The organism is Lentzea sp. NPDC055074, assembly GCF_053608005.1.
On sequence record NZ_JBSGUQ010000011.1, the window covers coordinates 162,675 to 186,744 of the forward strand.

The following is a 24,070-nucleotide window of genomic DNA, read 5'->3' on the forward strand; positions in this document are numbered from 1 at the left end:
CTCCTCACCTCCTGTCCGGACGTACGGCCTTGCGCCTCCTCCGGTTCAGCCACCACGCGCCGGCGACCACGAGCACCACCACGAACGGCCACGGCCCGAGCCCGCCGACGATCTGCACCAGCGCGTTCTGGAACCGCCCCGCGCCCCGCACCACCGGGTCGACCGCGCTGCCCCCGGCCAGGAACAACCGCAGCTCGTAGACGCCGTAGTACGTCACGTACGCGCCGACCACGACGAGGACCGCGCCGCCGATGCGGCCGACGTGCGGCAGCACCTTCCTGATGTGCGGTGCGAGTGCCGACCCCGCCACTGCCAGCACGGTGACGATGAGGCCCATGCCCAGCGCGTAGGCGAAGAACGCCATCACGCCCGTCTGAAGTGATGCACCCACCACGGCGAAAAACGGGCCGATCGCGCACGAGAGAGAGGCGATCGCGAACGCGATGCCGTAGCCGTACATGGACCACAGGCTTTTCGGCGCCGCCTGGAGTTTCGGCAGCCGGACGTAAAGGTCCTTGCCCAGGAGCAAAAGCACGCCGACGACGACCATCGCAAGCCCGATCGCGACCGTCACGAACGGCAGGTAGCGCTTGAGCGTCGCGGCCACCGGGCTGACCAGAATCCCGAATGCGCCGAAGAACGTGACGAATCCGGCTGTCATCACCAAACCGGACATGAAGGCCCTTGCTGGACTGTCTCGTGCCACCAGCGCCAAATAGGCGGGCAGCATCGCGAATCCGCACGGGTTGACCGTGGCCACCATTCCCGCGACGACCGCGAGTGCGAGCTCGTTCACGGCCCTGAGGTTAGAGTTGCGGGGTGCCGATCGAACAGTGGCTCGAAGCCATCCCACCTCTGCTCGTGTACCTGATCGTCGGCCTGGTGATCGGCTTCGAGTCGCTCGGCATCCCGCTGCCCGGCGAGATCGTGCTGGTCACGGCCTCGCTGCTGGCGTCGCAGCACGACGAGCTGAGCCCGTTGTGGATCGGTGTGTGGGCGAGCGCGGGCGCCATCATCGGCGACAACTTCGGCTACCTCATCGGGCGGCGCGGCGGACCGCGGTTGTTCGCGTGGATGGGCCGGAAATTCCCGAAGCACTTCGGGGAAACGCAGCTCGGCCACGCCCGCCGCGTGTTCCAGAAACGCGGTGCTTGGGCCGTGTTCTTCGGCCGGTTCGTCGCATTGCTGCGCATTCTCGCCGGGCCGCTGGCCGGGTCGATGCACATGAACTACGGCAAGTTCCTGGTGGCGAACGCGCTGGGCGGCATCGTGTGGGCGGGCGGTACCGCGGCGGCCGTCTACTACCTCGGCGTGGTGGCCGAGAAGTGGTTGAAGGGCTTCTCCTACGCGGGTCTCGCGCTCGCCGTGGTGTTCGGCGTCGCCGGTGTGTTCATCGTGAAGAAGAAGCTCGCGAAGGCCGCCGAGAAAGAAGACGCCGAGAAGGAGGGCGAGGTCACGGCCGCGTAGTCCAGGCGGCGATCTGGGCGCGCGAGCGCACGCCCAGCACCGACTTGAGGTCGCGCACGTCCGCCTCCACAGTCCGCAGCGACACGTGCAGCCCGTCCGCGATCTGCTTGTTCGTCAGCCCTTCCGCGACCATCGTGGCGACGCGCAGCAGCCGTTCGTCGCGCCACGAGAGCGCGGTCTCCTCCGGTTCGGCCTGCGGGCGCGGCGGCGTGACGGCGACGCCGGGCAGCGCGAACTGCCGGACCGACTCGAGCATCGCGAAGCCGGCTTCGAGCATCGACCGGGCCTGCAGCCGTTCGGCCATCGCCGGTTCGACGGTCCCCGGCATCAACGCGAACTCGTGCAGCGCCACCTTCTCCTCGTCGCCCAGCAGCTCGTAGGCACGGTCGAACGCGGTGTGCAGTGAGCGGTGGTGCGCCGGAGCGTCCCGCGGTGCGTCGGCGAGGACGGCGAACCGGTCGTCCAGGCGCGCCACGATCTCGTCCAGCGTCAGCACGCGCACCAGCCGTGCCGCCAGCTCGAGCGCGAGCGGCAACCGGTCCAGCCGCTCGCACACGACGTCGAGCAGCGCGGCGTTCTCGTCGAACTCGCTGTCGAGTGCCGTGGCCCGTTCGGTGAACAACCGCTTCGCGTCCCGCGCGGCCAGGGGCTTCAGCCGGTACACCTGCTCTCCCGGCACGTTCAGCGGCGCGTGGCTCGTGGCCAGGACGCGGAGGGCGGGATGGGCGGCGAGGAGGGTCGCGCAGTCGTCCAGGACGTGCTCGCACCCGTCCAGCACCAGCAGGCCGGGCTTCGGGTCTGGTAGCTGCGGGACCGTGGTGACGTCCGTGAGCTCGATCAGCGTCACGTGCCGCCGGGTGGCGACGAGCTCGTGCACGAGGCGCGACTTGCCGACGCCGGGAGGGCCCGTGACGGTGACGATCCTGTTGCGCGCGAGCAGTTTCGTGAGCTCGGCCAGTTCGGTGGCGCGGCCGGTGAACGTGTCGAGGCGTGGTGAGACCGGGACGACGTCACGGGCCCGCCTTCGGTAGGCGCGCTGGCGGCAGGCGCCGGAGCAGTACTTCGCGGTGGCGGTCAGCTCGGCGGCGCACTCCTCGCACCGCGTCACCGCGCCCTCGCCGTCCGGGCCGCCAGCTGGGTCCGCGAGCTCACTCCCAGCCGCGAGAGCATCTGCGTGACGTGCGACCGCACGGTCGCGACCGAGATCCCCAGCCGCACCGCGATCTCCGGGTTCGTCAGCCCTTCCGCGACGAGGCCCGCGATCTGCCGTTGCCGTGCCGTCAGCGGTTCGTCCCGCCGCGCCGTGCTCACGTACGCCAGCAGCCCGGCGTGGTCGAGCCGCTCCCCCAGCGACCGGGCCCGTGACGCCCGCTGCGGCCCGGCGGAGGCCAGCGCCAGCTCGCGTGCGTCCGCGACCATGTGGTTCCACGGTTCCTGCTGCCGTGAGCCGCGCGTCCGGCGGGTGACGTCCGCCGCGGCCATCAGCACCACGGCACGGTCCGCGTCGCCCCTGCGCGCCGCCACCACGCCGAACCCCTCGAGCAGCCCGGCCTCGGACACGGCCGTGGGGGTGCCGACGCGCAGGGCGGTCGTGAAGTGGTGCTCGGCCTGGTCGACGTCGTTCGCCGCCAGTGCGATCACGCCCGCGGTGTGCCGGGAGGCCATCAGGCGGAAACCGTCGAGGACGCCGAACGAGAGCGACTCCAGGGCGGCCGCGAGCGCCCCCGTCAGGTCGTCCAGGCGCATCAGGAGCCAGGCGTGGTTGTTGAGGAAGGTCATCAGCAGCAGCGGGTCGCCCAGCGACCGCGCCGCCGCCAGTGATCGTTCGTTCGCGGTGCGGGCGCCGGCGAGGTCGGAGTTGATCCCGCGCGCGTAGCCCAGGGTGTTCCACCCCCGTGCCTCCCACGCCGGACGGCTCATCGCCGGGTGGGCGACCAGTGCCTCGGCGTACCGCAGCGCGGTCACCTCGTCCCCGGTGAAGCCGGCGAGCCAGACCGCGCGAAACAGCAGCATCTCCGCGTGCGACGTCAACGGACCTTGAGCCAGGGTTGCGGACGCCATGCGCAGGGCCTCGCTGTAGGAACCGTGCAGCGACCAGACGTGCACGACGCCCGCGACGAGCCACGAGTGCCGCGGATCGGTGCGCGGCACCCGTTCCACGGCTTGCAGCAGCTGGTGTTCCCGTCCCGTCAGCCACTTCTCCATCTCCCCCGTGGCCACCGTGGCCGCCGCGATGGACTGGATCGTCCGGGTCAGCGAGTCGGCCAGCAGGTCGAAGATCGCGTCCGACTCACCGTGTTCCTCCAGCCGCGCCAGGCCGAACGTGCGGATCGACTCGAGCATCCGGAACCCGCCGGACGGCGTGCGCATCACCAAGGACTTGGCGCGCAGGGAAGACAGCAGTCGCAAGGCGTCCCTACCGCACACCGCGGTGGCCAGGTCCAGGTCGAAGTCGCCTGTCAGCGCGGAAAGTCCGCGCAACGCGGCCTGCTCGTCCGGCGGCAGCAGGTCGTAGCTCCACCCGATGACGGCGTCGAGCGTGCGGTGGCGGGCGGGCACGTCCGTGCGGGCCGCGGCCAGTTCGATCGCCAGCGGCAGGTGGTCGCGCACCGAGCAGGCGAGCTCCGGCGCGCCACCGCGTTCCACGAACAGCTGCCGCGCGTCCGCCGGGGACAACGGTCCGATCTCGACGCACATCTCGCCGGCCAGGTCGAGGGGTTCGCGGCTCGTCACCAGGACGCGCAGGCGCGGACATCCGGCCAGCAGCTCCGCGACCGCCGAGGCGGCCTCGTCGACGAGGTGCTCGCAGTTGTCCAGCACCAGGACGCGATGCTCCGCCAGCGCACGCTTCACGGTGGCGTGCAGCGGTGAACCCGGTTCCTCCCAGACGTTCAGCGCGAACGCGATCACGTGCCACAGCAGGTCGGGCCTGCGCACGGGCTCCAGCTCGACGACGGCGTCACCGAGGCGCAGTTCGGCCGCCAGCCGCGACTTCCCCGCCCCACCGGGCCCGACGAGCGTCACCAGCCGATGACCGCGCAACAACCGTCGCACGGTGGTCAGCTCCCGTTCCCGCCCCACCAGGCGAGTTCGCGAGTCCACCGGCCACCCCATGCGCGCGATTCTAGGAGCGGAGGCGGTGCGGACACACGTCGTCCGGGAAATGCAGCGACGCTCACAAACGGGTTTGAACTGCACGGACAACGGTGACGACAGACGCCAACCGAGACGCTGTTCTCACCCTCCGTCGCCGAACCGCCGAGATTCCGGTCCTCGTTCCGGTCGGTCCGCGCGGCCCGGAAACCCCGCACAAGCCGACGCCGACACTCAGGCCTCAGCGCCAGATCCCACAGAACCCCACGACTTCACCCACGTCCGGACAGCACTTCGCCGCTCCACAAAGCCCGGAACCGGTCGGTTACCTGACTGATCTGTCGGACACGTCTTGTGGCTCCGCGATTACGCGCGGTATGGTCTAGACCTTCAACCGCCGCCGCGATGTCAAGGGAGTACGCACACATCAAGGCAAAGGAAGTCACATGAAGATCGGACGCAAGGTAACGGCCGCCATGGCCGGCGTTCTCGCTGCACCGTTGATCGTCGTGGCACTCCCCAGCGGCACGGCGATGGCACACGGCTACATCAACTCGCCGCCGAGCCGTCAGGCGCAGTGCGCCGCGCGCACCGTCACCTGCGGCAACATCACGTACGAACCGCAGTCGGTCGAGGGTCCGAAGGGCCTGCAGAGCTGCCACGCCAACCTGTCGCAGTTCTCCGAGTTGAGCAACGACAACAAGGGCTGGCGGGTCACCAACACCGGCCGTTCGGTGACGTTCAACTGGACCTTCACCGCCCGGCACCGCACCCGTGACTACGACTACTTCGTCGACGGCCGCAAGGTCGCGACCTTCAGCGGCAACAACCAGCAGCCGCCGGCCACCGTGTCGCACACGGTCAACGTCGGCTCTGCCGGCCGCCACAAGGTCCTGGCCGTGTGGAACATCGGCGACACGGCGATGGCGTTCTACTCCTGCATCGACATCAACGCGAGCTGATCACCGGCCGCGTGAGGTCCCCTTCCTCTCACGCAGCAGCTCGTCGACGTCGAACGGCATGAGGTTCACCGGCGGACCGGACAACGGTTTCCGCAGCGCGTCGAGGATCTCCGCGTTCATCTTCTCGATGATCGCGCGCGCCTCGGCGTCGGTCGTGGCCGCCAGGGCGCGCGCCCTGGCGGTCTCGGCCTGCTTGCGCAACACCAGGGAAGGGGGCAACCCTGCCGTGCCCTCTTCCTCCCGCAGCTTCTTCTTGATCCACCAGTCTTCCTCGAGCGCCTTTCCCGCGTCGGGCAACGGTTTCCCGGCACTGGGCAGGTCGTCGAACTCACCGCGTTCCTGAGCCTCGCGGATCTGCCTGTCGATCCACGACTCGAAGCCCGTCCCGGGCGGTTTCCGCTGCGTCACGGGGAGAACCTCCTGACCGCGGCCTCGATCGCCTCCCGGAACGCGGGGCTGCCCTTGTGGCCACTGTCGTCCACGAGGGTCAGCTCGGCGTCCGGCCACGCCTGCGCCAGCGCGTACGCGGTGTCCGCGGGGCAGCTCATGTCGCGCCTGCCGTGGATCAGTGCGGCGGGGATGCCGGCGAGCTTGCCGACGCCGCCCAGCAGGTCGTCCACGAAGCCGCCGTTCGCGTAGAAGTGCGCGACGATCCGCACGAGCGCCACCACGTCGGCGGACGGCCGGCCCGCGAACACGTCCGGCTGGCCGAAGTTCTCCAGCGACAGCACCGTGTCCTCCCAGCGGCACCACTCGAGCGCCGCCTGCTCCCGCACCGCCTGGTCCGGGCTCTCCATCAGGGCGGCGTACGCCTTCACGACGGCGGACGCCTCCTCGGGGCTACCCCCTCCGGCGTGCGCGCTGAACCGGGCCCAAGCCTCCGGGAAGAACCGGGAAACACCGCCGTACAACCAGTCCAGCTCGCGGCGCGACGACGCCGTGACCGCGATGAGGATCATCTCGGACACCCGCTCCGGATGCCGTCGCGCGTAGGCGAGCGCGAGGGTCGTGCCCCAGGAACCGCCGTACAGCAACCACTTCTCGACGCCGAGGTGCTCGCGGAGCTTCTCCATGTCCGCGATCAGGTGGCCCGTCGTGTTGACGCCCATGTCCGCGGCCGGGTCGCTCGCGTGCGGGGTGCTCTGGCCACACCCGCGCTGGTGGAAGATCACGATGCGGAACTTCTCCGCGTCGAGCGACCTCCGCGCGCCCTTGGACGGCGCGCCGGGGCCACCGTGGAGGAACACGGCAGGCTTCCCGCCGGGGTTGCCGACGGTCTCCCAGTAGACCTCGTTGCCGTCGCCGACGTCGAGCATGCCGTGTTCGTAGGGCTCCATGGGAACGAGCGTACCGAGCTACACCGACAAGATCTTCCAGGTCAGTCCGGCGTCGTCGGTCCGGTGCACCTCGGCGAACTCCTGGCCCGGACCACCGCGCACCGTCGTGGCGTGGCGCGGGTCCGAGAACGCCAGGTCCTCGAACGGCGGCCCGCCGAGGGTGAGCGGCGTGTCCCACTTCACGCCGGCACCGCGGTGCACGAACGACCAGTCGCGGCCGGTCGCGGCCACGAGCGCCGCCTCGGATGAGATCGCGAAGCCCGTCGTGATGCCCTCGCGCGGCGGCACGCTGACGGTCTCGAACGGCCCGCCCTCGGACCTGCGCAGCTCCTTCGTCATGTTCCCGAAGCCGGGATCGAAGCCGCACAAGGCATAGCGGTCGTTGCCGACCGTGCCCAGCCTGGTCGCCGAGAGCTCGTCGCACGGCGCCGGTTCCTCCGTCCACCCGGCCGGGGACCGCGTCCAGTAGCGGCTCTCCACGCCGATCGTCGACAGCGAGACCTGGCCGGCGGCGATCTCCCCGCGCGACCGGCCCTCGACCTCGACGCCCGGCACCGGCTGCCACGGGCCGGTCCACAGCTCGCGGTGGAAGAGCCGCGACGACGTGCCGTCGTAGACCACCGCGAGGAACCCGGAGCCGTCGAACCCCAGCGCCCCCACGGTTCCCTTGATCCCGGACGGTTCCCAGCGCGTGCCGCCGTTGCTCGTGACGAACAGCTGCTCGCCGTCGGTCACCATCCCGGCGGCGTCGTTCGCGAACAGCACCCGCAACCGGTCGGTCTCCGGCACCGACAGAGCCGGGGTCCTCACCCGCGTCCACGAGGCGCCGCCGTCGAGCGTGCGGACGAGCTGCGGGCACCTCGCGGTCTGGCACAGGGTGTCGAGCCCCAGCACGAACCCCCGGTCAGCGGACGTCCACGACGTCGACGCGGGCACGACCCCGGTGGCCGCGTGCGCGACCGAAGCGGTCGATCCGGTCAGCAACAACGAAACCACAAGCACAGCACTGCGTTTCCCCCACATCGCCCACTCCCCTCAAGAGGCTGATTCCCACTCAACACCTCTTGCCCGTGAAGCGGCAACCACCCACAACGCCACCAAAACCCCGGCGCCGCCCGCGACTACCAGGATCAGCCGCGGGCCTGCCACGTCGATGAGCAGACCGCCGACGATGTAGGACACCGCCGCCGCGACACCGATCCCGCCGTAGAAGTTGCCGAACACCCTGCCCGTCCGATCACCGGGCACGAGCCGCTGGATCAGCGTGCTGTGCGCGACGTCCATCGCCGCGATCCCCAGTCCCCGCACGGCTTGCAGCGCGAACGCCGACGCGACTCCCCACGCCAGCCCGGTGAACAGGTTGCCCGCGCTGCTGATCAGGAACCCGACGACGAGCAACGTGACCATGCTGAGCCGCGCCGATCCCCTGGCCAGCAACGCGTAGCCGAGCAGCAGGCCGACGCCGACCGCGCCGAGCACGAGACCGGCCACGCTCTCCGACTCGCCGAACACGCCCATCGTCAGCTGCAGCACCGCGACGTCGTCGATGGCGGTGCACGCGACGACACCGCAGAAACCGAGGAAGACGATCCGCAGCGCCCGGTTCCGCCAGATCTCGCTCACCCCGGCCTGCACGTCGGCGAACACGGTCTCCCCCGGCTCCGAGGGCACGACGAGCTTCGGCAGGCGCAGCAACAACAACGCGGACAGACCGAACGACACCGCGTCCACGAGCAGCACCCCGCGGGTGTCGAGGAACTGCAGCAGCAAGGCGGCGAGGAAGGGCCCGATGACGTCGGCGCTGTTCGACCCCAGGCCCAGCGCGGTGTTCGCCTGCGCGAGGTCCTTCTCGGCGACCAGGCTCGGCACCGCCGCCCGTGACGCCGGGATGAAGACCTGCCCGATCACGGCCCGCACGCCGACCAGCGCGAGCAGGACCGGCAACGGCGGCAGCGTGAACGCGATGACCGCCAGCAGCACGCCCTGCGCCACCTCGCAGACGATCATCACGGTGCGCCGGTCGAACCTGTCGCTGATCACCCCCGTCAGCGGGCTCAGCAACGACGGCGCGAAGTCCCCCACGAGCAGCAGCGCCGCCACCGCGATGGCCTTCCCCAGCACGGACTGCACGTGCACCATCAACGTGACGAGGCTGAGCGCGTCCCCCACAACAGAAACGACCCGTGCGGTGCTGAGCACGCGCAACGGGCCGTTCTCCTTCAAAAGCGTCAGCACAGGGCTACTTTGCCAACACCTGGTCCAGCTGGTCAGCCAATTTGTTCATGATCCCCGCGTACGAGGAGTAGCTCAGCGGCGCGACCGCGTTCCACTCGACGAACCGGCCGGCCTGCACCGCGGGCAGACCCTGGAAGACCGGGTGGCCCTCCTTCATCTGCTCCGGGTTCAGCACGTGCTGGCGGGTGTCCCACATGATCACGTGCTCTTTGTACGTGCCGGAGTTCTCCCACGACAGCGACTGGAAGTAGCCGCCGCCCTCGGTGTCGGGCTTCTCCGGCGTGAGCAGCGGCAGGCCCAGCTCCTTGACGTACCAGTCGAGGTCGGGGTTGCGGGCGGGCACGGCGACGTAGAAGAGCTTCGGGTCCGCGCCGATCACCTGGATCTTCTGCTTCGCGTCCGTCATCTTCTTGCCGATGGCCTTGAGCCGGTCGGCGGCCTTGGTGAACGCCTCCTCGTCGGCCTTCACCTTCGCGGAGTCGACGTCGGCGCCGAGGGACTTCGCGAGCTCCTTGAAGCGCTTGACGCCGTCCGGCAGCTGGATCTTCGACTGGCCGATGCCGACCGTCGGGGCGATCTTGGCGACCTTCTCCTCGAACTCGGCGGTGAGGTGCCAGAGCCCGGAGACCTCGGGGTAGTAGCCGGCGACGACCAGGTCGGCGTTCAGCGCGGCGAACTTCTCGAAGTCGATCTCGCCGTAGCCCGGTCCGGTGACGTCGGTGACCTTGCTCGGGTCGATGCTGCCGGCCTCGGGGTCGGTCGTGCCGTCCGCGCGCTTGAGCGGGCCGAACGTGCCGACGACGTTGATGCCGTAGTCCTTGAGGGCGCCCGCGGCGGACACCTGCGCGACGACGCGCTCGGGGCGCTTCGGTGCGGTGACCTCCTTACCGCGATCGTCCTTGAAGGACCACTGGCCACTTCCCTGTTCCGTGGGAGCGTTTCCACCGCACCCGGCCACTAGGCCGAGCAGCAGAACCGCGGCGACTGTCCTGCGCACCTGTCCACCTCCTGATTTAGGCATGCCTAACCTATCAAGAGACGTCGCGGATCAGTAATTCGCGGTACCCGGGTCACCCTGCGGAACCAGCCGGCGACCGACCGTCCACATCCGACTGGAGGAGACCCCGGCCTCACCTGCCACGTGCACGGACCAGGAGTCCGGTCGCGCGGCGATGGGGATCCACCAGTGCATGTCGTCGCCCGTGCACGTCGACCCGGTCACGCGGCACCGCTGGTGCCGCGGCTGCGACTCCCCGCTGGGCGTCGTGGTCGACGGGCTCGCCGGCGCCGTCGCGATGCGCTGTCCCCGCTGCGGGTGCGGGGGCAGCGCCCGCCTGATCGCCGCGTGCCGTGCCTCGATCGAGGCACACCGGGCAGCCCGATCGGGTTACTCAGCCCGGTTTGCCTGTTTTAGATCACTATGTTGCTCTTCGTGTCTATTTCTTCACGCATCGCGACCACTCTGGCCACGGCGGCGGGAATCGCCCTCGTCACAGCCTCGCCCGTGCTCGCCGACGAACTGGTGGACGTCGAGGTCGACGGTCCCCTGGTCGTCGTCGAGGGACCGCTCACCGAGCTCGACTGAACCTCTGCACCCGTTCGGCCGTACGCCTCCTCAGAAGCCGATTCCGACTCCTGAGGAGGCCGCGTGCCCGGCCGACGTGCAGCTAGGACGACCGCTCTTGCCGCTGTGATCGCCGCGACGGTGGTGTCGATGCCTTCGGCGCATGCGCAGCCCGCCGACGACGCGCTGAAGGTCTACAACGACCTCACGCGGGAGGCCGAGAAGCTCAGCCAGGACCACCTCAAGGCGCAGGGCGACCTGAGCAGGGCGAACGGGATCGTGGTCGCCGCCACGGAGGCGGAGAAGAAGGCGCTGGCCGACTCGGAGCAGTTCCGCGGTCAGGTCGACGTGCTGACGGAGGCGTCGTTCGAGGGCGCCCGGTTCACCAACCTGTCGGCGATGCTCACGTCGTCGTCGCAACAGGACTTCCTGGAGCGGATGCAGGCGATGAACATCATCGCCGCCGACCAGAACGAGGCCGTGTCGCGGATGAACGCCACGCTCACGGCGGCCACGAAGGCCCGCACCGACGCGACCAACGCCGCGGCCGCCGCGGAGAAGCTCGCCACCGACGTCTCCACCCGCAAGGTCGCCATGGACCAGCAGGTGTCGACCGCGCGGACGAAGTACCAGTCGCTGTCCGCGCCGCAGAAGCAGACGCTGGCGGCCCCCGGCCCCACAGTCACCGTGAACGCACCGGCGGGCGCGGCCGGCACGGCCCTCAACTTCGCGATGAGCCAGCAGGGCAAGCCCTACGTGTTCGGGTCGAACGGACCGAACTCGTGGGACTGCTCGTCGCTGATGCAGGCCTCCTACCGGGCCGCCGGCGTGAGCATTCCGCGCGTCACCTACGACCAGGCGAAGGTCGGCCGCGGCGTGGGACGAGGGGAGGTCACGGCGGGCGACCTGATCATCTACTACTCCGGTCAGTCGCACGTGGCCATGGCCATCGACGGCACGCGCGCCGTGCACGCGTCGACCGAGGGCGTACCGGTGAAGGTCGCGAACATCGACTCGATCGGACCCATTTCGGTGATTCGCCGGGTCGTCGGGTGACGCATCTCTCCCACCCCGCGACAAACCCACGTGGACGACTGTGAGAGCGTGCTGGCCGGTGAACTGATGGGACCCGGTGGTAGACGAGGGCAAGGTCATTCCGTAACCTGTCCGAGACCTTCGGCCCAGCAGTTAACCCACTCGGGGCACACGCCAAGGTTGTCGCCTCACGCGGAGTAGTTCTCGCGGGGCGGCTGCCAGGAAAAAGGAGGAACCGCGACGTGGTGTCGCAACCCTCACGCCGCATCGTGCGTGGAGCTCTCGTAGCGACGGCAGCAGTTGTCGCGGCAGCACTCCCCACGGCGCTGGCCACCGCACAGCCCAACGCCTCGGACGCGCTCAAGAAGTACAACGAGCTGTCCGAGCAGGCTTCCAAGCTCAACCAGGACCACCTCAAGGCCCAGGACGACCTGAAGGCCAAGCAGGGTGAGCTGGACAAGGCCAAGGGTGACCTGGCCAACGCCCAGAAGGCGGAAGAGGCTCTCCGCGGTCAGGTCGACCTCCTCACCGAGGCCACCAACTCCGGCGCGAACTTCAGCCAGATCTCCGCGCTGCTCGTGAGCGACTCGCAGCAGGACTTCCTCAACCGCATGTCGGCGATCAACATCCTCGCGGCCGACAACGCGGACGCGCTCCAGAAGCTGACCGACGCCGTCAACGCGGCCGACGCGGCGACGAAGTCGGCCACCGAGGCGACCGAGGCGTCGAAGAAGCTCCTCGCCGAGATGGACCAGAAGAAGGCCGATCTCGACAAGCAGCTCGCCGAGGCGCAGACCCAGTACCGGTCGCTGAGCACCACGGTGAAGAACCAGCTGGCCGCGTCCGGCGACATGTCGAACATCTCGGTTCCGGCGGGCGCCGCGGGCCAGGCCCTGCAGTTCGCGCTCAACCAGCGCGGCAAGCCCTACGTCTACGGCTCGAACGGCCCGGACACGTGGGACTGCTCGTCGCTGATCCAGAAGGCGTACGCCTCGGCGGGCGTCTCCATCGGACGCACCAGCTACGCGCAGGCCGCCGCCGGTCGGTCGGTCAGCCGCAGCGAGGTGAAGGCCGGCGACATCCTGGTCTACTACTCCAGCCAGTCCCACGTGGCGATGGCGGTGGACGGCATCCGTGCCGTGCACGCGTCGACCGAGGGCGTGCCGGTGAAGATCGCCGACATCGACTCGATCGGTCCGATCTCCGTGATCCGCCGCATCGAGGGCTGATCTCCTTCTCGTGCTGAACGCCTCCTGCCTCCGGGCGGGGGGCGTTTTTCACTCCCTCGGGTGCACGTGCGCTCTTGGACGGGCGAGCGGGTGGCGCCTTGGCTAGTTTGCGCTTCGGGCGCCGCCGGTTCGGGCGGTCGTCATCGTCCGAAGTGGAGCTTTTTGTGGACACCTTGCAAGCCGGGCAGGAACTGACCCGCGGCCAGCAGCTCACCAGCGCCAACGGGTACATGCTGACCCTGCAGTCCGACGGCAACCTCGTCCTGTCGGAGAACACCGGCACGGTGTGGGCCAGCGGCACCGACGGCAAGGGCGCGGTGCGCGCCACGCTGCAGGACGACGGCAACTTCGTGCTGTACACGAGCGACGACAACGCCGTGTGGTCCACCGGCACGCAGGGCAACGAGGGCTCGCGCCTGGTCCTGCAGGACGACAGGAACCTGGTCGTCTTCGGCAGCGACGGCGGCGCCCGCTGGGCGTCCAACACCAACACGGACTCGCCGCAGGCCACCCCCGAGGCAGCCGCACCGGCCCCGGTCGTCGAGGAGGCCCCGGCCGCCCCCGCCGCACCGGCCGTGCAGACCTACACCGTCGAGGGCGGCGACTCGCTCTGGGCGATCGCCGAGCGCTTCTACGGCGACGGCAACCGCTACATGGAGATCGCGAACGCCAACGGCATCGCGAACCCGGACCTCATCCAGCCCGGCCAGGTGCTGACCATCCCCTGATCACGGGTCTTCACACGAAACGGGCCGGACTCCTCGTGAGCCCGGCCCGTTTCGCATGTCGGGTGGGGATCGCCATTGATTCCACCCGACCAAGAATCTCTCCGCCTCAGCCGGGCTGGTCCTGGCGCGCGATCGCGAAGGCGGGGTTGCCCTCGTCGTCCTGGCGCACGTCGAGGACCTTGTCCTCCAGGTACTGAGCGGCAGCCGGCTCCATGATGACCTTGGCGCCCGCCGGGGCAGCCACCACCTCGTCGCCGTCGACGGCCTCGCTGAGCGACAGCTCCAGCGCGGCCTGGCTGTTCTGCTCGGTGGCCAGGGCGAAACGCAGGCCGGTGTCGTCGGTGGTGCCCTCTGACTGAGAGGTCAGCTCGTTGATGACCTCGGCAGCCATCGGCGTCACTTCGAGCATGTCGGCCCCTTACATCGGAAACAAGAAACTCGTTCCGTGTTCCCGGGGTGGGCGGGTTTCAACCACCGTTCGCGGAAGACGCAGGTAGAAGGCCTGGACGCGCACCTCGAGGCTGCCGCGCCGGGACGGCTGCCCCGCCCCTGCGGCTGCCGCACCTCAAGGGCTGCCGCACCTCAGGGGCTGCGTGGCCCAGCGGCTGCCGCACCGCAACGACTGCCACGCCCCAGCGACTGCCGGACCGCAACGACTGCCACGCCCCAGCGACTGCCGCAACTCAAGGGCTGCGTGGGCTCAGCGGCTGCCGCGCCCCAGCGGCTTGACGCCCTCGGCTCCACACCTCAGCGGCCCCACTCCTCAGCGGCTGCCTCATCTCAACGGCGACGAGCAGCAACACCTACTGCGGCCCGCTGTCTCTCCCCGACGCCGCTTCTCCCGCGCCGCCTCCCCCGGCCACGCCGCCTCCCCCGGCCACGCCGCCCTCTGGCCACGCCGCCCTCCGGCCACGCCGCCCTCCGGCCACGCCGCCTCCCCCAGACGCCAGCCCCTAGGCCACGCGGTGCGCCGGCCTGGACACCTCGTTCCGAACATGCCCGCAAGCCGAGCAAACCCGGGGCACCGGGATCAGCTCCGCCACCAACTTCCACGAGTCGGCGAACGAAGGCACCTCCTGCCCGGGCACGAGCAGACTGTCCAGCACCTCCTGCCGCCGACGCCCCTTCTCCCGGCTGCGCTCCACCGGATCGCGCCGGTGGGCGAGGGCACGGGTCTCCGCCCGAGCCTGCCGCCCCTCCGAGGTCAGGCCGGCGCCGCGGCGCGGAGCGTTCAGCGCGGCGTTGCGGCGGTTCACGCGGTACCACTCGCCCAGCGTCACGCCGGGCAGCGGCGGCTTGGCCAGGGCGGCGCCGTCCGCGGTCCAGGTGCGCAGGCGGGCCCGCAAGAACTCGTGCGCCACCTGCGCGCGGGAACGGGGGCGGCCCTGGCGGGTGCCGTCCGGCTTCTTGTCGATGGCCACGAGCAGGGCGTCGACGCTCCAGCCCGCCCTGAACCACGGCTCGAGCAGGCGCCGCACCCAGCGGCGGTCGGCGTCGGCCCAGGACGCGCGCACGCACAGGGACTCGACGGCGACGTCCACGTCCGAGTTGGTGGACGGCACCACGCGGCCTGGCCAGCGGTTGGGTTCGATCTGCATCGGAAACTGACCTCCTCTAGCACGCACACGAACACCTGTTCGACATGCTGCCACGGGGGTCTGACAAAAAATGAACCTCCAGCCGCTGACCAGGCAGAACTCACCCGTTCAGCAGAGCGCAGCTCGTCACCCACAAGACGCGTGCAGAGCATCCACACGACCGTTAACCTGCGGAAATGACGCACCACGAGCCCCACGACGACGTCAGCGGCGATCGGATGAACTGGCTTCGCGCTGGCGTGCTGGGGGCGAACGACGGCATCGTGTCGACCGCCAGCCTCGTCGTGGGCGTCGCCGGTGCCACCACGGACCGCGCCCAGATCCTCGTGGCGGGCCTCGCGGGGCTCTTCGCGGGGGCGATGTCCATGGCGAGCGGCGAGTACGTGTCCGTCAGCAGCCAGCGCGACGCCGAACGAGCCCTTCTCGCCCAGGAGCGCCGCGAGCTGAAGGAGATGCCCGAGGAGGAGCTGGAAGAGCTCAAGGAGATCTACGAGAACAAAGGCCTCGACGAGCAGACGGCCGAGGAGGTCGCGAAGCAGCTCACCGAGCACGACGCGTTGGGCGCGCACGCCGAGGCCGAGCTGCACATCGACCCGGACGAGCTGACGAACCCGTGGGGCGCCGCCATCGCGAGCTTCATCTCGTTCACGGTCGGCGCGCTCCTCCCCCTCGCCGCGATCGCGTTCACGCCCACGAGCCTGCGCGTGCCGGTCACGGTCCTCGCCGCCGTCCTCACCCTCGCCCTGACCGGTTTCGTCAGCGCGAGGCTCAGCGGCGCGGGCAAGCGCCGGGCGGTCGTGCGCAACGTCGCGGGCGGGCTGGTCGCGATGGGCGTCACGTACGCGATCGGCTCGCTGGTGGGTCAAGGCATCGGATAGGGCCGGACTGGGTATTGCGACAACCATGAGTGAAGAACGCGGTGCCTACATCCAGGAAGACGGCGTCGAGGGCCTCGACGAGGACAACCTCCAGCACGATCCGCTGGAGACCGAGCCGGAAGAGGGCTGGGCGGAGTCCACCAAGTACGGGATGACGGAGTACGAGCAGGCTCACCCGCGACCGCTCGATGAACGGCTCAAAGAAGAGCGCAGCGATGTCGGCGAGACGGGTGCATGATCGTCATATGAGCCTCGGCATCCCGGAGAAGATCACGGCGTTGCTCTTCGACCTCGACGGCGTGCTCACCAGCACCGCCGTGTTGCACCGCCAGGCGTGGCGGCAGACGTTCGAAGCCATGGGCCAGCCGTTCAGCGAGCAGGACTACCTCGCGTACGTGGACGGCAAACCGCGCTACGACGGCGTCCGCAGCTTCCTCACCTCACGCGGCCTCACGCCGTCCGAGGACGAGGTCCGCCGCATCGGCGACCAGAAGAACGACCTGGTCAACACCATCATCGACGAGCAGGGCATCACGCCGTACCCGGCCTCGGTCGACTACCTGAAGGCCGCGAAGGCCGCCGGCATGCCGATCGGCGTCGTCACGTCGTCGGCCAACGCCATGCGCGTGCTGCGGGCGGGCAACCTGCTGGACTACGTCGACGCCCTGGTGGACGGCAACGTCATCATCGCGTCGAACCTGAAGGGCAAACCCGCGCCGGACTCGTTCGTCGAGGGCGCGAGAAGGCTCAAGACGGCACCGGATAACGCCGCTGTCTTCGAGGACGCGCTCGCGGGCGTGAAGGCGGGTCACGACGGCGGCTTCGGGTTCGTCGTCGGCGTCGACCGCGGCCACCAGCGGGACGCGCTCGCGTCCAACGGCGCCGACGTGGTCGTCGAAGAGCTCGACGAGCTGCTGTCATGAGCTACGCCGTCGAACCGTGGCAGCTGCGCTGGCAGGGCCTGTCCGTGGACCACCTGCACCAGACCGAGTCGACGTTCGCGCTGTCCAACGGCCACATCGGGCTGCGCGGCACGCTCGACGAGGGCGAGCCGCGCGGCCTGCCCGGCACGTACCTCAACGGCTTCTACGAGGAGCACGAGCTGCCGTACGGGGAGGGCGGCTACGGCTATCCCGAGGCGGGGCAGACCGTCGTCAACGTCACCGACGGCAAGATCATCCGGTTGCTGGTCGAGGACGAGCCGCTGGACATGCGGTATGGCGAGGCGATCGAGCACGAGCGCACGCTCGACTTCCGCACCGGGACGCTGCGCCGCCGCACGGTCTGGGAGTCACCGACGGGCCGGCGTGTGACCGTGCGCAGCGAACGGCTCGTGTCGTTCTCTCAGCGCGCGGTCGCCGCGATCCGCTACGAGGTCGAGCCGGAGGACGACCTGCAGCTGGTCGTGCAGTCGGACCTGCTCGCGAACGAGCCGACCAAGAGCCGCAGCAACGACCCCCGCGTCGCCGCCGCGCTGGACTCGCCGCTGGTCAACGACTTCACGATGGCCGAGAAGACGCGGGCCGTGCTGTGCCACCGCACCAAGGTGTCCGGGCTGCGCATGGCCGCCGCGATGGACCACGAGGTCTCGGTCACCCCCTCGGACAACGAGCTGCACGACGAGCCGCGCACGGAGATCCGCGCCGAGGACGACCTGGCCCGCTTCACCGCGGCCGTCGACGTGCCCGCGGGCGGCTGCCTGAGGCTCACCAAGTACCTCGCCTACGGCTGGTCGGGGCAGCGCTCGACCCCGGCGTTGCGCGCGCAGGTCGAGGCCGCGCTGGCGGGTGCCTGCCAGACCGGCTGGGACGGGCTCCTGGCGGAGCAGAAGGCGTTCCTGGAGGACTTCTGGGAGGTCGCCGACATCGAGATCGACGGTGACGACGAGCTGCAGCAGGCGATCCGGTTCGCGTTGTTCCACATCCTGCAGGCCGGGGCCAGGGGCGAGACGCGCGCGATCCCCGGCAAGGGTCTCACCGGGCCAGGCTACGACGGGCACGCGTTCTGGGACACCGAGATGTTCGTGCTCCCGGTGCTCACCTACACGCTGCCCGACGCCGCCCGCGACGCCCTGCGCTGGCGCCACTCCACTTTGGACAAGGCCCGCGAGCGCGCGAAGGTGCTGGGGCTCGAGGGAGCCGCGTTCCCGTGGCGTTCGATCAACGGCGCCGAGTGCAGCGCGTACTGGCCGGCGGGCACGGCCGCGTTCCACGTGTCCGGCGACGTCTCGTACGCGGTGCAGCAGTACCTCAACGCCACGGGCGACGAGGACTTCGACCGCGACGAGGCCACCGAGATCCTCGTGGAGACCGCACGGTTGTGGGTGTCGCTGGGCCACCACGACCCGCACGACGGGTTCCGCATCGACGGCGTGACGGGCCCGGACGAGTACTCGGCGATCGTCGACAACAACGTCTACACCAACCTGATCGCCCAGCAGAACCTGTGGGCCGCCGCCGACGCCGCCGAGCGGAACCCTTGTGACGTCACGGAGGAGGAGATCGCGAAGTGGCGCAGGGCCGCGGACGCGATGTCGATCCCGTACGACGAGATGCTGCAGGTGCATCCGCAGGCGGACAACTTCACCAAGCACGCGGAGTGGGACTTCGAGAACACCCCGGAGGAGAAGTACCCGCTGCTGCTGCACTTCCCGTACTTCGACCTCTACCGCAAGCAGGTCATCAAGCAGGCGGACCTGGTGCTCGCGATGCACGTGCGCGGAGACGCGTTCACCGACGAGGAGAAGGCGCGCAACTTCGCCTACTACGAGGCGCGGACGGTGCGCGACTCGTCGTTGTCGGCGGGCACGCAGGCGGTGCTGGCGGCCGAGGTCGGACACCTCGGGCTGGCCTACGACTACCTCGTCGAGGCGGCGTTCACCGATCTGCACGACCTGCACGACAACGTGACGAACGGCCTGCACATGGCGTCGCTGGCGGGCGCGTGGACGGCGTTGGTGGCGGGCTTCGGCGGGATGCGCGACCACGGTGGCGAGCTCACGTTCGCACCGCGGCTGCCGGAGCAGCTGACGCGGTTCTCGTTCCGCATGTCGTTCCAGGGCACGAGGATCGCCGTGGACGTGTGTGAGGGCGAGGCCACCTATCGGATCGTGGACGGCACAGAGCTGTCCACGCGGCACCACGGGGAGCCGATCACGATCACCGCGGACGCTCCGGTGACCGTGGCGATCCCGAAGGCTCCCGACCTCGAGCGACCGAAGTCGCCCTATGGCCGGGAGCCTCGCAGGCGTTAACCGAGTCGGGAGACCTGGTAGTGCGCGATCAGGTCTCCCTTCACGAGCACGCTCAGGTTGACGGTGATCGTCGGCCGGTCGGTGAACGAGAAATCGACGTTCAAATAGCCGAGGACGAGATCGTCGGCCAGCCGCCGCGTTTCCAGCACCTTGTACTCGGCTTTCATCCCGAGCGGCTGGGATTCGTAATAGGCGGCCACGGCCGCCCTTCCCACCCCGTACGGCTTGAGCCCCTGGAAAAGGGCGTCCTCGGTGAACACGGCCGCCACGCGCTCGGGTTCGTGCGCGTCGACAGCGGCCTTCCACCGGTCCACGACGTCTTCGAGGACCATGTCAGTGCCCCGCGCTCTGGCCGCCGTCGACGTGCAGGATCTCGCCCGTCACGAAGCCGGCCTGCTCGAGGAACGTGATCGCGTCGACCACCTCGGAGATCTCGCCGATGCGGCCGACGGGGTGCAGCCCGGCGAGCGCCTCGTGGGTCTCCGGGGCGTGCATCGGCGTCTTGATGATGCCGAGCGCGACCGTGTTGAAGCGGATGTTCCGCGCCGCGTACTCGACCGCCAGCGACTTCGTGACGGCGTTCAGACCGCCCTTGGTCAGCGACGCGAGGGCGGACGGCACCGCCGACTGCGCGTGGTCGACGAGGCTGGTGGACACGTTGACGACGTGGCCGCCCTCGGCCTCCATCGCCTTGACGGCGCCGCGCGTGATGTCGAAGAACCCGACGAGGTTGGTGCCGGTGACGTCGGCGAAGTCCTCGTCGGTGTACTCGGTGAACGGCTTGGCGACGAAGATGCCCGCGTTGTTCACGAGCGCGTCGACCCGGCCGAACCGCGCCAGCGTCTCCTCGACGACCCGAGCGCCCTCACCGGGCTTCGAGAGGTCGGCGCGAACCGCGAGCACCTCGGGGTCGTCCGAGGCGCCGATGGAACGCGACACCGCGACAACCGAATAGCCGAGCTTGCGATAAGCGGGAACGAGCGCCGCGCCGATTCCCTGGGACGCACCCGTGACGATTGCCACCTTGCTGGTCATTTTCCTGCTCGCTTTCGAAGGAGGAGTAGCTGTTCTGACAGCCACAACGGCGCACTCCCGCTGCGAATTTCGCGGAATTGCGACCCCTTTCCTCCCTCGTGGGAGGCTCAGCCTCCCAGTGCCCGGTAGGGGTCGTCCGCGGGCAGCCACGCGCGGTCCAGACCGAGGTCGCCCACGCTCCGCACGATGGCCTCGGCGGCGGCGACGACGTCCTCCCGTTCCTCGTCCTCGCGCCGTACGAGCGACCACGTCCACAGCACCTCGGGGTCGACGACGGGCCGTGCGACGAGGTCTGGCGGCAACGGCGTGGTCTGCCCCTTCGGCGAGTTCAGGACCGGCGTCGTGCACACCCGCACGTGGTCGAAGAACGCCGGCCCGGTGATCGCGCCGTTGTGGATGCGCCGGACGCGGCAGCCCGTGTCCCGCGCGAACTCCTCGGCGTAGTCGTTCCAGGACTGCCACGACGTCACGTCGTCGTCCACCAGCACCGCGATGTCCTTGGCCTTCACCGGACTCGTGTCCGTGCCCACGGCCACCGCGTAGAGCCGGTCGGCGCCGAGCAGGTGCGCCTTCAGCCCGAGCTGCGCGGCCTCAGTCCTGCGAATCCAGCACACGGCGAGGTCGAGGCTGCCGTCCGCCACGCGCGCGGCCTGCTGGTGCGACGGCACGACCCACGCGTCGACGTAAAGCTGCGCGACACCGGCCGTGCGCGCGGTGAGGTCTGGCGGCAACCAGTTGACGTACCCGATCCGCACCGGCCGTGACCCGGACAACTGCCGTGCGTGCCGTTGCAGTTCATCGGCCCGTTCGAGCAACGCCCGCACCTCAGGAACCAGCGCCGCGCCAGCGGACGTGAGCGCCACCGTGCGCCGGTCGCGCGCGAACAACGGCACCCCGAGGTCCCGTTCGAGCGCTTTGATCTGCTGCGACAACGACGGTCCCGCGATCAGCAGCCTCGCCGCCGCCCGCCCGAAGTGCAACTCCTCGGCGACCGCGAGGAAGTACCGGAGTTGACGCAGTTCCACGCCTCGCATCCTAGGAGGCTCAGGCTCTCACGCAGGAGAAAGCCGGTCGTGGCGCCCATCGCGCCCCCGGTCGCACGATGGGCCCATGAGAGAGTTCATCGTCGAGATCACCACCACGGTCCCGGACGGCACACCCCAGTCCGAAGTGGACTCGCGCCGAGCCGCCGAAGCCGTGCGAGCCAAAGAACTCACCACCTCCGGCAACCTGGTCCGCCTGTGGCGCCCCATCGGCGAGATGCGCAGCATCGGCCTGTGGCGCGCGGACGACGAGGCCGACCTCCACGCCCATGTGCTCAGCACGCTCCCCCTCAGCCCGTGGATGAAGTTCGACGTCACCGCCGTGCAGCCCCACCCGAACGACCCCGGCCGGCTGTGACCGTCCGGGCCGCGGCGGCGCTGGCGGCGGCCATGGGCATCGGACGGTTCGTCTACACGCCGATCCTGCCGCTGATGACCGCGCAGGCGGGCCTGTCGGCGACCTCGGCCGCTGGGCTGGCCACCGCCAACTACCTGGGCTACTTCATCGGCGCGCTCGCCACGGTCGTGCGAGCGCCGTCGCAGCTCACGAACCGTGTCGCGCTCGTGCTGCTCGTGGCGACGCTCGCCGGGATGCCGATGGCGCACGGGATGGTGGCGTGGTTCGTGCTGCGGCTGGTGGCCGGGGTGGCGAGCGCGCTGGTGTTCGTGGCGGCGGTGAACGCGCGGCCCGGGTGGGGCATGAGCGGCATCGGGGTGGGGATCGCGCTGTCCGGGCTGCTGGCGCTGGGGTGGGGGCAGTGGCAGGCCGCCTGGTGGGCCGCGGCGGGTGCGGCGGCGGTGCTGGCGGCGGGGGCGTGGGGGCTGGCGCCGGATCCTCCGGAAGGGTCAGACCTGTCGAACCCGCCAGACCAGCCAGTCCCGGCGGAACTGTCAGACCAGCCCGCCCCGGCAGACCCACCGGAACCGTCAGGACAGGCGAACCCACCGGAACTGTCGGGGCGGACGGACCCAACGGAAGTGTCAGACCTGCCTGAGAGGATTGGAGTGGGGGCCCGAAGCCCCCTGGGGGCCGGTGAGTCGGGATCGATCCAGGATCCGCACGGCTCGCGCTCCCCCGCTGAGCCAGGGGCGAACGAAGGTGCGCCGCGGCCACCCTCCCGGCGCGCGTTCGCCGTCCTCTTCACCGCCTACACCCTCGAAGGCGTCGGCTACATCATCGCCGCGACGTTCCTCGTGGCCGCCATCAGCGGCCCGCTGGGCGGCGGCGCGTGGATCCTCGTAGGCGTCTCCGCCGCCCTCTCCCCCGTCCTGGTCAAGCCGCGCCGCCACGCCCTCCCGGCGGCCCTGGCGATCCAGGCGATCGGCATCGCCCTCCCAGCCCTCGTCGACGGCTCCGCGTTGATCGCCACCGTCCTGTTCGGCGGCACGTTCATCGGCATCGCGGCGACCGCACTCCGCCAGGGCGCGGGCTTCCCCAACTCGGCCGCCATCCTCACGGCGGGCTACTCGGCAGGCCAGATCATCGGCCCGCTCGTGGCCACCCCGCTGCTGCACGACGGCTACGACCGCGCGCTGCTGCTGGCCGCGGGAATCGTCGCGCTGGCCGCGATCACAGCTCTAGCACCACCTTCACGTCGTCGGGCCGGTGCTCGAACGCGGAGGCGAAGTCGTCGAGCGGCACCCGCCGAGTGATCATCGCGGACAGCCACGCGTCGTCCGCCCGGTCCAGCACGGCGGCCGCCTCGCGGTAGTGGCGCGGGTTCGAGTTGACCGTCCCGAACACGATCCCGTTGCGCAGCACCAGATCGCGGTTGATCTGCCCGACGTCGGCCGGCAGCACCTCGGCGGACGGCACGCCCGTCAGGCACACCAGGTCGCGCCCGAGCAGCCGTGCCACCAGGGACGGTGCCCCGGTCGCCTCGATGACGACCGGGCAGTCGGGCAGCGTCCGGTGGTAGGTGGCGCCCAGGGACTCGACCAGGCCGGGTTTCGGGCCGGACGACGCCAGGTCGAACACGTGCACGTCGAGGCCGCGCTGCACGCCGATCAACGCCGCCAGCAGCCCGATCGGTCCGGCGCCGGTCACCAGCACGCTCTCGAACGGGTACAGCGCCATCCGATCGAGGCGTTCCCAGGCCTTCACGACCACCGAGGCGGGCTCGACCAACACTCCCGCCGAGGAGCCGACCTCCACGGCGTACTCGGCGGGCACGGTCCACAAGGTCGAGCCGTAGCCGTCGAGCCCGGTGATGCCTCGCTCGGTGTACTGCCCGTTGCGGCAGTTGTCGAACTCGCCCCGAGCGCACGCCACGCACGGCACCGGGTCGGGTCTGCGGACCACCCCGGCGACCAGCGCGCCCGGCGCGAACCCCGGGCCGCTCACGACGCGGCCGAGCGACTCGTGGCCGATCACGAGGGTGCCCCCGACGCCGAACTCGCCGCGCACGATCTCGCGGTCCGTCCCGCAGATGCCGATCGCCATTCCCTCGACCAGGAGATCACCTGGTCCGGGCACCGGGTCGGGCAGGTCCACCAACGCGAGCGACCCGGCTCGGGCGAGATCAACAGTCAGTGCGCGCATGAAGACCATTCTTGACACATCAACACGATCACGCCGACCATGGGAGCGCTCTCACGACACCCTGTCTCAGT

26 protein-coding genes are annotated in these 24,070 nt (G+C 69.9%); 12 read left to right on the plus strand and 14 right to left on the minus strand.

Annotated elements, in window-relative coordinates:
* Nucleotides 1-4 precede the first annotated feature (4 nt).
* The gene (locus tag ACWF7A_RS24995) at nucleotides 5-796 is read right to left on the minus strand and encodes a cytochrome c biogenesis CcdA family protein (RefSeq protein ID WP_452252904.1); all 792 of its coding nucleotides are present in this window, start codon (nucleotides 794-796) and stop codon (nucleotides 5-7) included.
* Nucleotides 797-819: 23 nt separating this feature from the next.
* Between ACWF7A_RS24995 and ACWF7A_RS25000 the strand changes: the two genes are divergently transcribed.
* A complete protein-coding gene (locus tag ACWF7A_RS25000) occupies nucleotides 820-1,467 on the plus strand; it encodes a DedA family protein (RefSeq protein WP_452252905.1) in 648 nt (215 codons plus the stop codon).
* On the opposite strand, the gene ACWF7A_RS25005 is transcribed toward ACWF7A_RS25000, so the two are convergent.
* Nucleotides 1,454-2,575, minus strand: a complete 1,122-nt coding sequence (locus ACWF7A_RS25005) for a helix-turn-helix transcriptional regulator (protein WP_452252906.1) — start codon at nucleotides 2,573-2,575, stop codon at nucleotides 1,454-1,456. The two genes, ACWF7A_RS25000 and ACWF7A_RS25005, sit on opposite strands and share 14 nt — an antisense overlap.
* A complete protein-coding gene (locus ACWF7A_RS25010; protein ID WP_452252907.1) occupies nucleotides 2,572-4,581 on the minus strand; it encodes an ATP-binding protein in 2,010 nt (669 codons plus the stop codon). Before ACWF7A_RS25010 ends, ACWF7A_RS25005 begins: the two co-directional genes overlap by 4 nt.
* Nucleotides 4,582-5,006: 425 nt before the next feature.
* Between ACWF7A_RS25010 and ACWF7A_RS25015 the strand changes: the two genes are divergently transcribed.
* Nucleotides 5,007-5,522, plus strand: coding sequence for a lytic polysaccharide monooxygenase auxiliary activity family 9 protein (locus ACWF7A_RS25015; RefSeq protein ID WP_452252908.1), 516 nt, complete (start codon nucleotides 5,007-5,009; stop codon nucleotides 5,520-5,522).
* On the opposite strand, the gene ACWF7A_RS25020 is transcribed toward ACWF7A_RS25015, so the two are convergent.
* Genes ACWF7A_RS25020 through ACWF7A_RS25040 form a run of 5 tightly spaced genes read right to left on the minus strand, consistent with a single transcriptional unit; the run spans nucleotide 5,523 to nucleotide 10,091 of the window.
* Nucleotides 5,523-5,930, minus strand: coding sequence for a DnaJ family domain-containing protein (locus ACWF7A_RS25020; RefSeq protein ID WP_452252909.1), 408 nt, complete (start codon nucleotides 5,928-5,930; stop codon nucleotides 5,523-5,525).
* Nucleotides 5,927-6,859, minus strand: a complete 933-nt coding sequence (gene pip, locus ACWF7A_RS25025) for a prolyl aminopeptidase (protein WP_452252910.1) — start codon at nucleotides 6,857-6,859, stop codon at nucleotides 5,927-5,929. Before pip ends, ACWF7A_RS25020 begins: the two co-directional genes overlap by 4 nt.
* 18 nt (nucleotides 6,860-6,877) lie before the next feature.
* Nucleotides 6,878-7,843, minus strand: coding sequence for a hypothetical protein (locus ACWF7A_RS25030; RefSeq protein ID WP_452252911.1), 966 nt, complete (start codon nucleotides 7,841-7,843; stop codon nucleotides 6,878-6,880).
* Between the two features lie 51 nt (nucleotides 7,844-7,894).
* Nucleotides 7,895-9,094, minus strand: coding sequence for an MFS transporter (locus ACWF7A_RS25035; protein ID WP_452252912.1), 1,200 nt, complete (start codon nucleotides 9,092-9,094; stop codon nucleotides 7,895-7,897).
* Between the two features lie 4 nt (nucleotides 9,095-9,098).
* Nucleotides 9,099-10,091 (minus strand): ABC transporter substrate-binding protein, encoded by a 993-nt coding sequence (locus ACWF7A_RS25040; RefSeq protein WP_452252913.1) that lies wholly within the window; start codon nucleotides 10,089-10,091, stop codon nucleotides 9,099-9,101.
* Nucleotides 10,092-10,526: 435 nt separating this feature from the next.
* Between ACWF7A_RS25040 and ACWF7A_RS25045 the strand changes: the two genes are divergently transcribed.
* The 4 genes from ACWF7A_RS25045 (at nucleotide 10,527) to ACWF7A_RS25060 (ending at nucleotide 13,650) form a co-directional block, all read left to right on the plus strand.
* Entirely contained in the window at nucleotides 10,527-10,679 is a 153-nt protein-coding gene (locus ACWF7A_RS25045; RefSeq protein WP_452252914.1) for a hypothetical protein, read from the plus strand.
* A gap of 129 nt (nucleotides 10,680-10,808) precedes the next feature.
* A complete protein-coding gene (locus ACWF7A_RS25050) occupies nucleotides 10,809-11,714 on the plus strand; it encodes a C40 family peptidase (RefSeq protein WP_452252915.1) in 906 nt (301 codons plus the stop codon).
* 221 nt (nucleotides 11,715-11,935) lie between these two features.
* The gene (locus tag ACWF7A_RS25055; RefSeq protein ID WP_452252916.1) at nucleotides 11,936-12,922 is read left to right on the plus strand and encodes a C40 family peptidase; all 987 of its coding nucleotides are present in this window, start codon (nucleotides 11,936-11,938) and stop codon (nucleotides 12,920-12,922) included.
* Between the two features lie 164 nt (nucleotides 12,923-13,086).
* Nucleotides 13,087-13,650: a LysM peptidoglycan-binding domain-containing protein gene (locus ACWF7A_RS25060; protein ID WP_452252917.1), complete on the plus strand. Its 564-nt coding sequence runs from the start codon at nucleotides 13,087-13,089 to the stop codon at nucleotides 13,648-13,650.
* Nucleotides 13,651-13,756: 106 nt separating this feature from the next.
* Here the strand turns inward: ACWF7A_RS25060 and ACWF7A_RS25065 are convergent, their stop codons facing one another.
* Nucleotides 13,757-14,059: an iron-sulfur cluster biosynthesis protein gene (locus ACWF7A_RS25065; protein ID WP_452252918.1), complete on the minus strand. Its 303-nt coding sequence runs from the start codon at nucleotides 14,057-14,059 to the stop codon at nucleotides 13,757-13,759.
* Between the two features lie 544 nt (nucleotides 14,060-14,603).
* A complete protein-coding gene (locus ACWF7A_RS25070; RefSeq protein ID WP_452252919.1) occupies nucleotides 14,604-15,248 on the minus strand; it encodes a hypothetical protein in 645 nt (214 codons plus the stop codon).
* A gap of 176 nt (nucleotides 15,249-15,424) precedes the next feature.
* Between ACWF7A_RS25070 and ACWF7A_RS25075 the strand changes: the two genes are divergently transcribed.
* Genes ACWF7A_RS25075 through ACWF7A_RS25090 form a run of 4 tightly spaced genes read left to right on the plus strand, consistent with a single transcriptional unit; the run spans nucleotide 15,425 to nucleotide 19,379 of the window.
* A complete protein-coding gene (locus ACWF7A_RS25075) occupies nucleotides 15,425-16,126 on the plus strand; it encodes a VIT1/CCC1 transporter family protein (protein ID WP_452252920.1) in 702 nt (233 codons plus the stop codon).
* A gap of 25 nt (nucleotides 16,127-16,151) precedes the next feature.
* On the plus strand, nucleotides 16,152-16,364 hold the full coding sequence (locus ACWF7A_RS25080; RefSeq protein WP_452252921.1) for a hypothetical protein: 213 nt from the start codon (nucleotides 16,152-16,154) through the stop codon (nucleotides 16,362-16,364).
* 7 nt (nucleotides 16,365-16,371) lie between these two features.
* On the plus strand, nucleotides 16,372-17,049 hold the full coding sequence (locus ACWF7A_RS25085) for an HAD family hydrolase (protein WP_452252922.1): 678 nt from the start codon (nucleotides 16,372-16,374) through the stop codon (nucleotides 17,047-17,049).
* Nucleotides 17,046-19,379, plus strand: coding sequence for a glycoside hydrolase family 65 protein (locus ACWF7A_RS25090; RefSeq protein ID WP_452252923.1), 2,334 nt, complete (start codon nucleotides 17,046-17,048; stop codon nucleotides 19,377-19,379). The genes ACWF7A_RS25085 and ACWF7A_RS25090 overlap by 4 nt, the downstream gene beginning before the upstream one ends.
* Here ACWF7A_RS25090 and ACWF7A_RS25095 read toward each other — a convergent pair.
* From ACWF7A_RS25095 to ACWF7A_RS25105, 3 genes are all read right to left on the minus strand, one after another.
* The gene (locus ACWF7A_RS25095) at nucleotides 19,376-19,693 is read right to left on the minus strand and encodes an SgcJ/EcaC family oxidoreductase (protein ID WP_452252924.1); all 318 of its coding nucleotides are present in this window, start codon (nucleotides 19,691-19,693) and stop codon (nucleotides 19,376-19,378) included. The two genes, ACWF7A_RS25090 and ACWF7A_RS25095, sit on opposite strands and share 4 nt — an antisense overlap.
* A gap of 19 nt (nucleotides 19,694-19,712) precedes the next feature.
* Nucleotides 19,713-20,414, minus strand: coding sequence for an SDR family NAD(P)-dependent oxidoreductase (locus tag ACWF7A_RS25100; RefSeq protein ID WP_452252925.1), 702 nt, complete (start codon nucleotides 20,412-20,414; stop codon nucleotides 19,713-19,715).
* A 107-nt stretch (nucleotides 20,415-20,521) separates the two neighbouring features.
* A complete protein-coding gene (locus ACWF7A_RS25105) occupies nucleotides 20,522-21,448 on the minus strand; it encodes a LysR family transcriptional regulator (RefSeq protein ID WP_452252926.1) in 927 nt (308 codons plus the stop codon).
* 76 nt (nucleotides 21,449-21,524) lie between these two features.
* On the opposite strand from ACWF7A_RS25105, the gene ACWF7A_RS25110 reads away from it, so the two are divergent.
* The gene (locus ACWF7A_RS25110; protein ID WP_452252927.1) at nucleotides 21,525-21,815 is read left to right on the plus strand and encodes a muconolactone Delta-isomerase family protein; all 291 of its coding nucleotides are present in this window, start codon (nucleotides 21,525-21,527) and stop codon (nucleotides 21,813-21,815) included.
* Nucleotides 21,812-23,110, plus strand: a complete 1,299-nt coding sequence (locus tag ACWF7A_RS25115) for a YbfB/YjiJ family MFS transporter (RefSeq protein ID WP_452252928.1) — start codon at nucleotides 21,812-21,814, stop codon at nucleotides 23,108-23,110. The genes ACWF7A_RS25110 and ACWF7A_RS25115 overlap by 4 nt, the downstream gene beginning before the upstream one ends.
* Here ACWF7A_RS25115 and ACWF7A_RS25120 read toward each other — a convergent pair.
* Nucleotides 23,028-23,999, minus strand: coding sequence for an alcohol dehydrogenase catalytic domain-containing protein (locus ACWF7A_RS25120; protein WP_452252929.1), 972 nt, complete (start codon nucleotides 23,997-23,999; stop codon nucleotides 23,028-23,030). The two genes, ACWF7A_RS25115 and ACWF7A_RS25120, sit on opposite strands and share 83 nt — an antisense overlap.
* Nucleotides 24,000-24,070: the final 71 nt, after the last annotated feature.

Bases quoted from the DNA above. Each gene is read 5' to 3' on its own strand.
- ACWF7A_RS25010 (WP_452252907.1), bottom strand. From the start codon at position 4,581: ATGGGGTGGCCGGTGGACTCGCGAACTCGCCTGGTGGGGCGGGAACGG.
- ACWF7A_RS25015 (WP_452252908.1), top strand. From the start codon at position 5,007: ATGAAGATCGGACGCAAGGTAACGGCCGCCATGGCCGGCGTTCTCGCT.
- pip (WP_452252910.1), bottom strand. From the start codon at position 6,859: ATGGAGCCCTACGAACACGGCATGCTCGACGTCGGCGACGGCAACGAG.
- ACWF7A_RS25050 (WP_452252915.1), top strand. From the start codon at position 10,809: ATGCCTTCGGCGCATGCGCAGCCCGCCGACGACGCGCTGAAGGTCTAC.
- ACWF7A_RS25065 (WP_452252918.1), bottom strand. From the start codon at position 14,059: ATGCTCGAAGTGACGCCGATGGCTGCCGAGGTCATCAACGAGCTGACC.
- ACWF7A_RS25070 (WP_452252919.1), bottom strand. From the start codon at position 15,248: ATGCAGATCGAACCCAACCGCTGGCCAGGCCGCGTGGTGCCGTCCACC.
- ACWF7A_RS25075 (WP_452252920.1), top strand. From the start codon at position 15,425: ATGACGCACCACGAGCCCCACGACGACGTCAGCGGCGATCGGATGAAC.
- ACWF7A_RS25080 (WP_452252921.1), top strand. From the start codon at position 16,152: ATGAGTGAAGAACGCGGTGCCTACATCCAGGAAGACGGCGTCGAGGGC.
- ACWF7A_RS25085 (WP_452252922.1), top strand. From the start codon at position 16,372: ATGAGCCTCGGCATCCCGGAGAAGATCACGGCGTTGCTCTTCGACCTC.
- ACWF7A_RS25090 (WP_452252923.1), top strand. From the start codon at position 17,046: ATGAGCTACGCCGTCGAACCGTGGCAGCTGCGCTGGCAGGGCCTGTCC.
- ACWF7A_RS25100 (WP_452252925.1), bottom strand. From the start codon at position 20,414: ATGACCAGCAAGGTGGCAATCGTCACGGGTGCGTCCCAGGGAATCGGC.
- ACWF7A_RS25105 (WP_452252926.1), bottom strand. From the start codon at position 21,448: ATGCGAGGCGTGGAACTGCGTCAACTCCGGTACTTCCTCGCGGTCGCC.
- ACWF7A_RS25110 (WP_452252927.1), top strand. From the start codon at position 21,525: ATGAGAGAGTTCATCGTCGAGATCACCACCACGGTCCCGGACGGCACA.
- ACWF7A_RS25120 (WP_452252929.1), bottom strand. From the start codon at position 23,999: ATGCGCGCACTGACTGTTGATCTCGCCCGAGCCGGGTCGCTCGCGTTG.